Origin of the sequence: Streptomyces sp. NPDC057654, from assembly GCF_042800135.1 — a bacterium.
Taxonomy (GTDB): Bacteria; Actinomycetota; Actinomycetes; order Streptomycetales; family Streptomycetaceae; genus Streptomyces.
On sequence record NZ_JBHVHQ010000183.1, the window covers coordinates 1 to 11,993 of the forward strand.

General features: G+C 69.3%; 14 protein-coding genes. 8 read left to right on the top strand and 6 right to left on the bottom strand.

All coding sequences use genetic code 11. The annotated features are described in order from the left end of the window. Positions 1-156: 156 nt before the first annotated feature. From ACFU99_RS16420 to ACFU99_RS16430, 3 genes are all read left to right on the top strand, one after another. Positions 157-492, top strand: coding sequence for an AtpZ/AtpI family protein (locus ACFU99_RS16420; RefSeq protein ID WP_384391853.1), 336 nt, complete (start codon positions 157-159; stop codon positions 490-492). Between the two features lie 106 nt (positions 493-598). Then, positions 599-1,822, top strand: a complete 1,224-nt coding sequence (locus tag ACFU99_RS16425; protein ID WP_384391857.1) for an AAA family ATPase — start codon at positions 599-601, stop codon at positions 1,820-1,822. Continuing rightward, complete coding sequence (locus ACFU99_RS16430; protein WP_384391860.1) at positions 1,819-2,205, top strand: hypothetical protein; 387 nt, start codon at positions 1,819-1,821, stop codon at positions 2,203-2,205. Before ACFU99_RS16425 ends, ACFU99_RS16430 begins: the two co-directional genes overlap by 4 nt. 281 nt (positions 2,206-2,486) lie before the next feature. On the opposite strand, the gene ACFU99_RS16435 is transcribed toward ACFU99_RS16430, so the two are convergent. Further along, positions 2,487-3,392 (bottom strand): 4Fe-4S domain-containing protein, encoded by a 906-nt coding sequence (locus ACFU99_RS16435; RefSeq protein ID WP_384391863.1) that lies wholly within the window; start codon positions 3,390-3,392, stop codon positions 2,487-2,489. Between the two features lie 207 nt (positions 3,393-3,599). On the opposite strand from ACFU99_RS16435, the gene ACFU99_RS16440 reads away from it, so the two are divergent. Both ACFU99_RS16440 and ACFU99_RS16445 read left to right on the top strand, forming a co-directional pair. Continuing rightward, positions 3,600-4,295, top strand: a complete 696-nt coding sequence (locus ACFU99_RS16440) for a GntR family transcriptional regulator (RefSeq protein ID WP_384391865.1) — start codon at positions 3,600-3,602, stop codon at positions 4,293-4,295. Continuing rightward, positions 4,292-5,629 (top strand): nitrate/nitrite transporter, encoded by a 1,338-nt coding sequence (locus ACFU99_RS16445; protein ID WP_384391868.1) that lies wholly within the window; start codon positions 4,292-4,294, stop codon positions 5,627-5,629. Before ACFU99_RS16440 ends, ACFU99_RS16445 begins: the two co-directional genes overlap by 4 nt. 45 nt (positions 5,630-5,674) lie before the next feature. Here ACFU99_RS16445 and ACFU99_RS16450 read toward each other — a convergent pair whose 3' ends face one another. Beyond that, on the bottom strand, positions 5,675-6,505 hold the full coding sequence (locus tag ACFU99_RS16450) for a maleylpyruvate isomerase family mycothiol-dependent enzyme (protein WP_384391870.1): 831 nt from the start codon (positions 6,503-6,505) through the stop codon (positions 5,675-5,677). A gap of 137 nt (positions 6,506-6,642) precedes the next feature. On the opposite strand from ACFU99_RS16450, the gene ACFU99_RS16455 reads away from it, so the two are divergent. Together ACFU99_RS16455 and ACFU99_RS16460 are read left to right on the top strand one after the other, a co-directional pair. After that, positions 6,643-7,422 carry a carbon-nitrogen family hydrolase gene (locus tag ACFU99_RS16455; protein ID WP_384391873.1) on the top strand — a complete coding sequence of 260 codons (780 nt, stop codon included), beginning with the start codon at positions 6,643-6,645 and terminating at the stop codon, positions 7,420-7,422. A gap of 201 nt (positions 7,423-7,623) precedes the next feature. Then, complete coding sequence (locus tag ACFU99_RS16460; RefSeq protein ID WP_384391876.1) at positions 7,624-8,055, top strand: hypothetical protein; 432 nt, start codon at positions 7,624-7,626, stop codon at positions 8,053-8,055. Between the two features lie 29 nt (positions 8,056-8,084). On the opposite strand, the gene ACFU99_RS16465 is transcribed toward ACFU99_RS16460, so the two are convergent. Further along, positions 8,085-8,591, bottom strand: a complete 507-nt coding sequence (locus tag ACFU99_RS16465; RefSeq protein ID WP_384391878.1) for an LURP-one-related/scramblase family protein — start codon at positions 8,589-8,591, stop codon at positions 8,085-8,087. 64 nt (positions 8,592-8,655) lie between these two features. Between ACFU99_RS16465 and ACFU99_RS16470 the strand changes: the two genes are divergently transcribed. Continuing rightward, complete coding sequence (locus ACFU99_RS16470; RefSeq protein WP_384391881.1) at positions 8,656-10,506, top strand: NHL domain-containing thioredoxin family protein; 1,851 nt, start codon at positions 8,656-8,658, stop codon at positions 10,504-10,506. Between the two features lie 49 nt (positions 10,507-10,555). Here ACFU99_RS16470 and ACFU99_RS16475 read toward each other — a convergent pair whose 3' ends face one another. From ACFU99_RS16475 to ACFU99_RS16485, 3 genes are all read right to left on the bottom strand, one after another. After that, the gene (locus tag ACFU99_RS16475) at positions 10,556-10,780 is read right to left on the bottom strand and encodes a DUF6458 family protein (RefSeq protein WP_384391884.1); all 225 of its coding nucleotides are present in this window, start codon (positions 10,778-10,780) and stop codon (positions 10,556-10,558) included. Positions 10,781-10,909: 129 nt separating this feature from the next. Next, complete coding sequence (locus ACFU99_RS16480; RefSeq protein WP_384391887.1) at positions 10,910-11,677, bottom strand: DUF4232 domain-containing protein; 768 nt, start codon at positions 11,675-11,677, stop codon at positions 10,910-10,912. Between the two features lie 121 nt (positions 11,678-11,798). Further along, positions 11,799-11,993: hypothetical protein (locus ACFU99_RS16485; protein ID WP_384391890.1), on the bottom strand; the 195-nt coding region annotated here is incomplete at its 5' end.

Sequence of the window (11,993 nt, forward strand, 5' to 3'; positions counted from 1 at the left end):
ACATCCGCCCCACCCCATCCCCACCCCCACCTCATCGCGGCATCAGCCAGGTCTTAACCTCGGCCACGCACCCACCCGCCAGGCAGCGCACCAACCCGGGCCAAAGCCCTCGCTCTCGCCCCTCCCCCCTCCCCTGCCCCTGCCAGGAGGCCCACCATGCCCCACGACGAACGCGATCACTCTGATCAGCCGGCCCAGCCCGAGGACCACCACGACGCAAGCCCTTGGTGGTGGGGGCTCGGTCCCTTGGGGGCCATCGTCCTCGTCCTCCTCGGCATCGCGGCGGCGGCCTGGTCCTTCTTCCAACTGCCCGGAACCGCAGACAACCCGGCGTCCGGCTACTACCAGGCGAGCAAAGTCATAGCCATCGGCCTGGTCATCGCAGGCACCACCCTCCTCGGCCGCCTCCGCTCCCGCACTTCACCCACGGGGAACGCGGGGGAGCGGGGAGACGAGCGGCACGGCGAGCGGGGAGAAGATCGCCGGGCCTGAGCGCGAGGTCCGGAGCCCAACTCGGCGGGAGGGGAGACGCAGCCCGTGGGTATGGCATTTCATCCGCTTGCCTGCGTCGCGATCACTCACCCGATAGGTTCACCCCATGCCCGGCCGTCTCCTGGAACTCCACGTCGAGAACTTCCGCAGCCTGCGTGACGTGACCATCCCGCTCGGCCCGCTCACTGTGCTCGTAGGGCCGAATGGGGTGGGTAAGTCGAACGTCCTGAAGGTCTTCGATTTTCTGGCCTCGATCATCCGAACCGACCTCCAGCCCGCACTCGACGAGCGCGGCGGCTTCGACGAAGTGGGCTTCTGGGGCGGTGTCCGGCCGCCGACGTCAATGAAGATCCACCTCAAGGCCACCTGGACGACTCATGCGAGCCTGAGAGCTCCGGATGAGTATTCGTTGACCATTCGCAGGCGTTCTCTCCCGAACAACCCCGACTCGTACACCTTGTCGCGCCAGGAGAGTTTCGCATTCAAGCGAACCCAGGGACGGGGGCGCCGCATCACGATCTCGGGTGGGGAGGCCCGTGTGGTCGACAGGAAAGCGGGCCGGGATTCCGACGGCGGCAGCTTCGGCATCCAACGTCTGAGCAGCGGACTGTCGACCTTGCCCCGGCTGGGGCGTTCGGACGGCGGGGAGGAGGTAACCCGGGTCGCTGAACGCCTTTCGTCGTTTCGAGTGTTCGACGTAGACGTCGCCGCTGCCCGTCAGCCGACGCGTTCGCGTTCCACTCTGGCCGGTCGCCTGGAGTCACACGCGGAGAACCTGGCCGCGTTCTTGGTTCAGCTCAGCGCTGACGAGGAGCGGTGGGAACACCTGACGAAGGACGCGCGCCGCATACTGCCGCAATTGGAGGCGATCGAGTTCGAACAGGTCGGGGGGTATGCCGATCGTCTCGCGGTCGTCCTCCACGAACGGGGCCTGCGACGCACCACCCCGCTTGCCGACGCCTCATTCGGAACCGTGCGTCTCCTGGGCTTGCTGGCCATGCTCTACGACCCGTCCCCGCCGGCGCTCACCTGTGTGGAAGAGATCGATCACGGCCTGCACCCGCAAGCCCTTGAGCTCATCGTGGAGCGGCTGCGGGAGGCATCCGAACGGACCCAGCTGATCGTGGCGACCCACTCGCCCTCGCTCGTCGACCGCCTGATGCCGCAGGAGTTCATCGTGTGCGACCGCGACGAGGAAGGCGCCTCGACCATTCCCGCGCTCTCCACGGAAGACGTCGAGGCCATCGTCGCGGAGACGGGTGACCAGCCGCTCGGCGAGTTGTGGTTCTCCGGTGTGCTCGGCGGGGACCTGACGGAGGACGAGCTGTGACCCGCAGAGGCATAAACAGGGGATCGGGCAAGGGCATCGTCGTTCTCGCGGGAGAAAGTTCCAATGATCGCCGCATACTCGCCGCCCTCATCAAGTCGGCCCACCCCGACCTCGCAGATGCTGTCACCCTCACCGAAATTACCGATCCAGTGCGGTTGCGGAAGAAGTCGGGTGTCGAGCTGGACACAGCTGCCGGCACGTTGGTGAGGAAGGCTCGTGGCAAGGCGAAGTGCAAGGCGGGCGAGTTCGTGGGCATCGCGGTCCACGAGGACATGGACGCCTGCGTCGGACCGGCGTACGACACGGCACGCCGAACCGTCTCCGATGCGCTTTCCCGGGCGGCCGCGTCGTCCTCGTCCGTCTACGCTCTTGCTGCGGTCTAATCCGAGGCCTGGCTCCTGCTCTTTCCCGACGCGTTTCCGCTCTACAGGACATCGTGGAAGGTTCCCGAGCAATGGAGAGGCCGGGATACGGGGCGGCGGCAGACCCCCAAGAAGGACCTCGAAGCCGAATTCAACCGCCCGCGTTTTCGGGAGAGCGACGGGCCTGAGATCGTCTCCCACGCTTTGCGGAACGGACTCCTAGCTGATCCGATCGGCTCGAATCGTTCCTATAGCGAATTCATCGAGGATCTGACCAGCTGGAGTGTTCCCGTTCCGTCACCTCACCAACGGTGAACCGTGAAGTCCACCGGCCTCGGGCGCAGTTTCTGTGTCCGTACGGCCAAGTCGCGCATGCGGCGGGACATTTCATCGGTCGGGAGGTGGCGGCGGTCGCCGTGGCCGGGGAGGAGCCATTCGAAGCGGAGGTGGTCGGCGGTGCGGGCGAGGGAGGCGGCGAGGACTTCGATGGAGTACCAGGTGACGTTCTCGGCGACCTCGATGTCGCCCGTCGTGCGGGACCAGTAGAAGCTGTCGCCGCTGAAGCAGTAGCGCTCGTCGGCCACGTACAGGACGCTGCCCTCGGTGTGGCCCGGCAGGGGGTGGGCGATCACGCCGTCCGCGACCTCGACCGGGTCCAGGCCCCGTAGCACCTGGTCGGCGTCCGGCGCGGCGTCCAGGTCGCCCTCGTGGATCCAGAGGCGGGCGCCGTAGCGGTCGGCGTAGCGGCGGCCGTGGGCGACGTGGTCGCGGTGGGTGAGGAGGACGTCGGTGATGGGGCCCAGGGACTCGTAACGCGTGGCGAGTTCGGCGTTCCAGCGCGGGGTGTCGACCATCAGGACCTGGCCGGACGGCCGCTTCAGCAGGTAGGCGTTGGCGGCGGCCGTGTGCGTGGAGTTGTGGCCGCAGAAGTAGAGGCCGTCGTCGAGCTCCATCGGGTACGGGTCCAGGGCCGGGTCCAGCCGCAGCGACGGGTGGCGGATGGAGCGGGTGTGGCAGGCGTACGCGGCGGCGTGCAGTTGCGCCAACTCGTGTTCGTCGCGCGGCTGGTGGTCGAGTTCCGAACGGCCGTCGGCGCCCTCGATGAACAGGTCGGGGGCTACCTGCCGGACTACGTCGCAGTTCGTACAGCGGTCGTCCACGTACCAGCCGTCCTCGGCGACCGGCTGGGCAATCGGGTCAGTGGTCATGAAGTGGCTCCCTCCAAGGTCCTTCCCCGACAGCGTTTCCCACGCCGCCCCGAAAGAGGAAGGGGGTCAGGGCCTTGCCGTTCCCGCCCGATGTCCCTCTCTCATCCCCTCTCCCATACCCCTTGTTTGGCATGTGCGCATCAGTCGACCATCCGCATGGTGGACAGGGGCTCCTTTATGCATACCTGATGTATCTATGCTGTGCGCATGTCACCCGCCCCGGCCCCCGCGCCAGCTCACACCCCCACCACCCCCCTTTCGTCCCCCAAACCGCCCCCCGCCGCCGAGCGCGTCTACGCGCACGTCAAGGAAGCCGTGCTCGACCGCCGGTACGAAGGGGGCACGCTGCTCACCGAGGGGGACCTCGCGGAGGCGGTCGGGGTGTCGCGTACGCCCGTACGCGAAGCGCTGCTGCGGCTGGAGGTCGAGGGGCTGATCAAGCTCTATCCGAAGAAGGGCGCGCTGGTCCTGGCCGTATCCGCGCAGGAGATCTCCGACGTGGTGGAGACGCGGCTGCTCGTCGAGAAGTTCGCGGTGGCCAAGGCCGTACCCGCGCCCGCCGGGCTCATCGACCGGCTCACCGAACTGCTCGCCGACATGCGGCGGCAGACCGAGACCGGGGACCTCGCGGCGCTCTCCGTCAGCGACCGGGCCTTCCACGCCGAGATCGTGCGCAGCGCGGGCAATCAGATCCTCTCGCGCCTCTACGACCAGCTGCGCGACCGGCAGTTGCGGATGGGCGTCGCCCTGATGCACGCGCACCCGGACCGGATCGCCAAGAACATCACCGAGCACACGGAGATCCTCGACGCGCTGCGCGCCGGGGACGAGGCGGCGGCCACGGAGGCCGTGCACCACCACGTGAGCTGGGTGCGAAATCTGGCGCAGGGGGATGTGCGATGAGCGGAGCGAGTACCGGCGCCGGCGGCGGGTCCATGGGCGGGTCCATAGGACTGCCCGGTGACCCGCCGGGCGGTCGGCGGGCACTGGGCGTCTGGGGACTCGGCGTCGGCGTCTACTTCGTCGCGATCATCTTCCGTACGAGCCTGGGCGTCGCGGGCATCGACGCCGCCGAGCGGTTCCACATCAACGCGTCTGCCCTCTCCACCTTCTCGATCCTGCAACTCCTGGTCTACGCGGGCATGCAGATACCCGTGGGGCTGATGGTCGACCGGCTCGGGACCAAGAAGGTCCTGGCCCTGGGCGTGGTGCTGTTCACCGTCGGCCAGTTCGGGTTCGCGTTCTCGCACTCGTACGGGATGGCGCTGGCCTCCCGTGCCCTGCTCGGCTCCGGCGACGCGATGACCTTCATCAGCGTGCTGCGGCTCGGCTCCCGGTGGTTCCCCGCCCGCCGCGGCCCGATGATCGCGCAGGTCGCCGCGCTCTTCGGAATGGCCGGCAACCTCGTCTCGACGATGCTGCTGGCCCGGCTGCTGCACAGCGCCGGCTGGGAGCGGACGTTCGCGGGCAGCGCGCTGGCGGGCGTCGCCGTCCTCGCCCTGCTGCTGGTCTTCCTCAAGGACCACCCCGAGGGGTACGAGCCCGCGCCCCACCCCCACCTCGGCAAGGGCTTCGTATGCCGCCAGATCGCCCTGGCCTGGCGGGAACCCGGCACCCGGATCGGGATGTGGGTGCACTTCACGACGCAGTTCCCGGCGATGGTCTTCCTGCTGCTGTGGGGGATGCCGTTCCTGGTGGAGGCGCAGGGGCTCTCGCGCGGCGCGGCCGGCGAGCTGCTGACGCTGGTCGTCCTCTCCAACATGGCCGTCGGCCTCGTCTACGGGCAGGTCATCGGCCGCCACCACGGCGCCAGGCTGCCGCTCGCCCTCGGCACCGTCGCGGCCACCGCCACACTCTGGGCCGTGACGATCTTCTGGCCCGGCGCCGGCCCCGCGCCGATGTGGCTGCTCGTCGTGTTGTGCGTCGTACTCGGCGCGTGCGGCCCGGCCTCGATGATCGGCTTCGACTTCGCGCGCCCGGCCAATCCGCCGGAGCGGCAGGGCACTGCCTCCGGCATCGTGAACATGGGCGGCTTCATCGCGTCGATGACGACGCTGCTCGCGGTGGGCGTGCTGCTCGACGCGTCCGGCAACAGCTACCGGACCGCGTTCGCGTCGGTCTTCGTCCTGGAGGCGCTGGGACTCTCCCAGATCCTGCGGCTACGGGCCCGCGCCCACCGCCGCGAGAAGGAGCGCGTACTGGCGTCGAGGGTGGAGACGGTGCACGTACCGGCGTGATCCGGCAGGTGTACGGGCATGTCGGCCCGGCACACGAACGGAGTGTCACGGAGTGACGGCGAACTCCCGCAAGATCGCCTCCGCCAGCGACCGGTCCCCCTCGATCTTCAGCTGGTCGCTCACCGCCTCCGGCCGGACCCGACCGCACGCGAGCCGCAGATACGTCTCCCAGTCCAGGACCAGCGTCGCCGTCGGCCCCAGCGACACGCTGCCGTCGATGGTGCCCTTGCCCTCCGCGTCGACCCGCACCGTCCGCATGAACTCCAGCGGGCCGTGCACATCGAAGACGACCGCCGAACCGGGCGGCGCGCCCGCGTCGTTCGCGACGACCTTGGGCAGGGCGCGCAGCAGGAAGTCGCGGGTGAGCTGGGCGCCCGCGGAGTCGAGGTTGCCCGGTGCGCCCAGCGCGCGGCGCAGGTCCTGCTCGTGCACCCAGACGTCGAAGGCGCGGACCTTCAGGGCCCGTTCGAGGGTCTGCTCGGTGGAACTGCCGAGCGGCCAGCGGATCGGGGTCTGCGGGTCGCGCGTCTCGTTGCGCAGCTGCCGCGAACGGCGGATGAGCGTGTACTCCAGCTCGGAGGTCATCTCCGGCGAGGTGTGGCAGCGCCGCACGTCGACCTGGACCTCGATGTAGCGCGAGAACTCGTCGGTGACGTGGTAGAGATCGCGCGGCAGGGTGTGGATGGGGCGCGGGTCGCCGAGCATCTCGCACTCGATGCCGATGACGTGCGAGACGATGTCGCGCACGGACCAGCCGGGGCACTCGGTGGCCCGGTTCCACTCGCTCTCGACGAGCGGTGTCACCAACTCCGATATCGCTTCGATGGAATGGGTCCAGGCGTCGATGGAGGTCTGAAGGCTTGGGTGGACGGTCACGGAACCCCTCGGGCGGTTCGTACGCGGTCTGGGTGCTGTTGTGCAGTTAAGTTACGCTGCGCAGGAGCACCCCGGCAGTGCTTTCGTCTCTGATCGTAGGCCCGGATCGACGGCTCGAATTATTAGGCGGTGGTAGTGTGCGCGCCTCTCTCATCCAGATCGAGGTAGACCCGGACGAAACGGTTGAATCCCGTCGGGTGCGTGCCGGTTCACTCGTACGAGAGCAGCGCGGCAGCGACCTGGTGGTCCTCCCCGAGCTCTGGCCGGTGGGCGCTTTCGCCTTCGACTCGTTCGCCGACGAGGCCGAGCCGCTGGACGGCCCGACGGCCGAGGCCATGTCGACGGCCGCGCTGGACGCGGGGGTCTGGCTGCACGCCGGCTCGATCGTCGAGCGGGACCCGGACGGTCCCCTCTACAACACCTCTCTGATCTTCTCCCCGGACGGCGAACTCGTCCGTACGTACCGCAAGATCCACCGCTTCGGCTTCGACAAGGGCGAGGCCGTGCTGATGAGCGCGGGCGACGAGCTCGTCACCGTGGGCCTGCCCGACACCAGGGTCGGCGTCGCGACCTGCTACGACCTGCGCTTCCCGGAGCTGTTCCGGGCCCTGGTGGACGCGGGCGCGCAGACCCTCGTCGTCCCGGCGGGCTGGCCGGCCCGCCGCCGCGCCCACTGGTCCCTCCTCGCCCGCGCCCGCGCCGTCGAGAACCAGGCGTACGTACTGGCCTGCGGCACGGCCGGCACGCACGCCGGGGTGGAGCAGGCCGGGTACAGCGTCGTCGTCGACCCGTGGGGCGAGGTGCTCGCCGAGGCGGGGGCGGGGGAAGAGGTGCTGACCGTGGACCTGGACATGGCGCGGGTGGCGAAGACGCGGGAGGAGTTCCCGGCGCTGAAGGACCGGGTACTGGGACGCTGAGCCCCGAGCGCCAATAGGGTGATATTTGGATCCGGGCGTTAATCCTCGGATTTCCCATGGAATACCGGCCTCCTGGAAACTACCCAGGGAGCTGAACATCGCATGGCTGCTGCTTCCGCTGCCGCTGCCGTACCGCCGTCGAGCATCACCGACGTCATGAGGGAACAGTCCGCAGCGTGGTGCGATACGCCCTGGAGGGCGGTGGACGCCAGCCTGGGCGACGACGGCCGGTACCACGGTTCCTATGAGGTGGACATGCCCTCGGACGTCGGCGAGCGCGCGCCCCACCGGCCGCTGCTGCACGCGTCGCTCCTCGCCGAACTGGTGAACTTCCACGTCCTGCTGTCGATGTCCTTCGCCTACGCCACGGAGAGCCACCCGGCTCTCGCCAAGCTGCCCAGGGTCGAGCTGACGGAGTTCCGGCGCCGTATGCTGCTCACCGGTCTGAGCCTGTCGCTCAAGGAGCCTGTTTTCGAGAGCACCATCCCTGTCGTTTGCACTCTTGACGACATCGTCGACAAATGGGACCGGCATCGCATGCTTTTCCTCACGGGTTCCGCCGATGCGGCCGGGGGGAAGCACATCGCGAAAATCGAGGCGTGTATCAATTTTCGCGATGAGATCGACTTCTAGACCGGTCTGAGGCGCAAGAGCCGCCGGCTTCAGTGCCCGTGCTCATGCTCCTCGTGCTCATGCTCCGCGAGGCGGTCCACGCACACCGCCACCGCGATGAGCAGCGCCGGGTCCGCGTCCTCGCGTACGACGTTCACGGCGTAGGTCTCCCGGAGCCGGAACCACTTCCGTGAGATGTGGGCGAGGAGCTCGCCGTCGTACTCGATGCCGTACTCCTTGTCGAGGATGTCCCCCGACACGTCCAGCTCCGTGCCGTCCGAGAGCTCGACGCGGTAGTGGTCGCGCAGCGGCGAGAAGCGCTTCTTCTTGACGGTCGCGAGGGTCTCGCCGTCCCGGTCGATCTCCATGGTGTCGCGGAAGGCGAACATCTTCTTGTGGATCACGGCGAGTACCGGGCCGTGCGCGGCCTTCAGCTCGAACGTCTCGCGCAGCCGCAGCGCCTTCCCGTCCACGAGGAAGGCCTTCTCGCCGTGCTCGTCGGTGATCCAGTAGTCGTCGCCGATGGCGAGCATGCGTTCACGCACCTGGTATTTCATGGCAGACAGGTTCCCCCGGCGGCCGCAGGAATGCGCGCGGGGGCGCGTGATGTTGGATGGGAGCATGGCTTCACGTGCACGCGTCCGCGCCCCCGAACTCACCGGCAAGGGCGGTTGGCTCAACACCGGCGGCAACCCGCTCACCCTCGCTGACCTGCGAGGACGCATCGTCATCTTGGATTTTTGGACGTTCTGCTGCGTGAACTGCCTGCACGTTCTGGACGAGCTGCGGGAGCTGGAGGAGAAGCACCGCGACACCGTCGTGATCATCGGCGTGCACTCGCCGAAGTTCGTGCACGAGGCGGAGCACCAGGCGGTCGTCGACGCGGTGGAGCGGTACGAGGTGCACCACCCGGTGCTCGACGACCCCGAGCTCGCCACCTGGAAGCAGTACGCCGTACGGGCCTGGCCCACGCTCGTCGTCATCGACCCCGAGGGGTACGTCGTCGCCCAGCACGCCGGCGAGGGCCACGCCCATGCCATCGAGAAGCTGGTGGCGGAGCTGGAGGCCGTGCACGGGGAGCGCGGGACGCTGCGGCGCGGCGACGGCCCGTACGTGGCCCCGGAGCCGGTCGCGACCGATCTGCGCTTCCCCGGCAAGGCGCTGGCGTTGCCCGGCGGAAACCTGCTGGTCACGGACTCGACGCGGCACGCGCTCGTGGAGCTGGCGGCGGACGGCGAGACCGTGGTGCGGCGGATCGGGACGGGCGGGCGGGGGCTCGTGGACGGCGGGCCGGAGGCTGCGCGGTTCAGCGAGCCGCAGGGGCTGGCGCTGCTGCCGGACGGGCGGGTGATCGTCGCCGACACCGTCAACCACGCCCTGCGCGCGTACGACCCGGAGAGCGGCCAGGTCACGACGGTCGCCGGGACCGGGCGGCAGTGGTGGCAGGGGTCGCCGACGAGCGGCGGCGCGCGCGAGGTGGACCTGTCGTCGCCGTGGGACGTGGCGTGGTTCGCGGACCGGGTGTGGATCGCGATGGCGGGCGTGCACCAGCTGTGGTCGTACGACCCGGCGGCCGGGACGGTACAGGCCGAGGCCGGCACCACCAATGAGGGGCTGGTGGACGGGCCGGCCGCCGAGGCGTGGTTCGCGCAGCCGTCCGGGCTGTCGGCGTCGGCCGACGGGGAGCGGCTGTGGGTCGCGGACTCGGAGACGAGCGCGGTGCGGTGGGTGGAGCGTTCCGAAGACGGCGGCGACGGCGGCGACGGCACCGGCTTCACGGTCCTTACGGCCGTGGGAACCGGCCTCTTCGACTTCGGGCACCGGGACGGGGCCGCCGGGCAGGCGCTGCTCCAGCACCCGCTGGGCGTGACGGCGCTGCCCGACGGCTCGGTCGCCGTCTCGGACACGTACAACCACGCGCTGCGCCGCTACGACCCGGCGACGGACGAGGTCAGCACGCTCGCCACGGAGCTGCGGGAGCCGTCGGCCGCGTTCCTGGCCGAGGACTCCGGTGACATCTTCGTGGTGGAGTCCGCGCGGCACCGGCTGACGCGGCTGCGGCTGCCCGAGGAGGCGGTGCGGGTGGAGTCCGTGGCGCACCGTACGCAGCGCGCGGCGACGGACGTGAGCGCGGGCAAGCTCACCGTGGACGTCGTCTTCCAGGCCCCGGCGGGCCAGAAACTCGACATGAGGTACGGTCCCTCGACCCGCCTTCTCATCAGCTCCACCCCGCCGGACCTCCTGGCTGAGGGCTCGGGCCCGGGTACGGACCTCCGCCGTGACGTCCTCCTCGCGGACGGCGCGACCGAAGGCGTCCTGCACGTCTCCGCCATGGCCGCCTCCTGCGACGACGACCCCGCCAACGAATACCCCGCCTGCCACGTCCACCAGCAGGACTGGGGCGTCCCGGTCCGCGTCACCGCCGACGGCACGGCCCGGCTCGCGCTGGTACTGGCCGGGTTGGACGACTGAGCCGACTGAGCCGGCGATGTCGGGGCCGCCGGGTCTTGTTCCTCGGGGGTCAGCGGATGTAGCGGTGGTCTTCTTCGACCACGGGGGCCGCCGGGGGCGGGGGCTGCATGCGGCGGCGCTTGAAGATGCTGACGTAGGCGCAGATGCCGATGATGCCCACCGCCATCAGGATCAGGCCGACCAGGTGGACGTTCACGCCCTGCATCTGCCAGTCGACGGCGAATGTGAGGATCGCGCCGATCGCGACCAGACCGATGCACCATCCCATGCCCATGGATAACGCCTCCGAACTGAAGCTGACTTGGCCGTTCCGGGCTCTGGTACGCCTTCGGGTACCCGGGCTCGTAACGGCTAATCAGTTTCGGTTCGGAGGCGGCGGCGGTGGGGGCGGCGGTCGGGGGCGTCAGCCGATCGGGTTGACGAAGGTGCCCGGGTGGGTGGCGCCGTCCTGCTTGACGAGGGTGCCCCAGGGCCAGTTCAGGTTCAGCGAGCTGGTCTCGTTGGGCGGGGTGACCTCGACGTGCGCGGGCTGGTAGAAGTTCTCGTCGTCCTTGGTCATGAGGACGTTGAGCTTGAAGTCGGTGCTGTCGCCGGGGTTCAGGGTGATCGAGCTGAACTTGGCCGACGAGCGGGCCAGCGACCAGCGCTCGCCGCCGTTCTCCGAGGTGAGGTCCACGCCGGGGAAGCCGCCGATCACGCAGGTGCGGCTGCCCTTGTTGGTCAGCACGATGCTCGTGGTCGTCGCACCGTCGGCGTTCTCGTCCGGGGCCGCGTCCTCGCCCGTCGCGAAGGCCCCGCTGAGCTCGGAGGTGTGGCAGCGCTTGGAGGTGGAGGCGCCGCCGCTGTTGGAGCCGCTGCCCGCCTTGCTGCCGCTCTCGGACGCCGACTTGTCGCTCGTGCCCTTCCCGCCGCCGCCCTTGGCCACGGAACCGCCCTTGGCGCTCGAACCGCCCTGCTCGTCCGACCCGCCCTGCTCGTTCGCGCCCGAGCCGGGGAGGGACGAGTCGTTCCCGGCCTTGTCCGAGGCGCCCGCCGCCGTGTCCGCCTTGCCGGTGGTCTTCGTGCCCGAGGCGTCGTCCGAGCCGCAGGCGGTGAGGGTCAGCGCTGCCGCGGCGGTCAGGACGGCGGCGGCGACGCGAAGGCTGCGGGTGCGGCGAGCAATGGCGTTCATGGCGGGTTCCCCCCGGGTCGGTCGGTGTCGTTCTCTCGGTGTGACACCAATCCTGGCCAGGGGCGCTTCCGCACTGCTGCCGCTGAGCTAACGCGCCGCTAACAACTCTTGAAACCGCAGGTCAGGGCTCCTTTTTCTCTTCCTCCCGGTCTTCCTTCTTCTCCTTGCGCTGGGCGAAGAGCTTCACCAAGTCGCTCATCACATAGCGGTTGGTGGCCTCCTCGTCGATCAAATGCATCTCCGCCAGCCGGTCCAGCCCGTCCCGCGTCAGATCGGGGTCGGCCCCGTCCAGGGCCGCCACCGCCGAGGCGTCCAC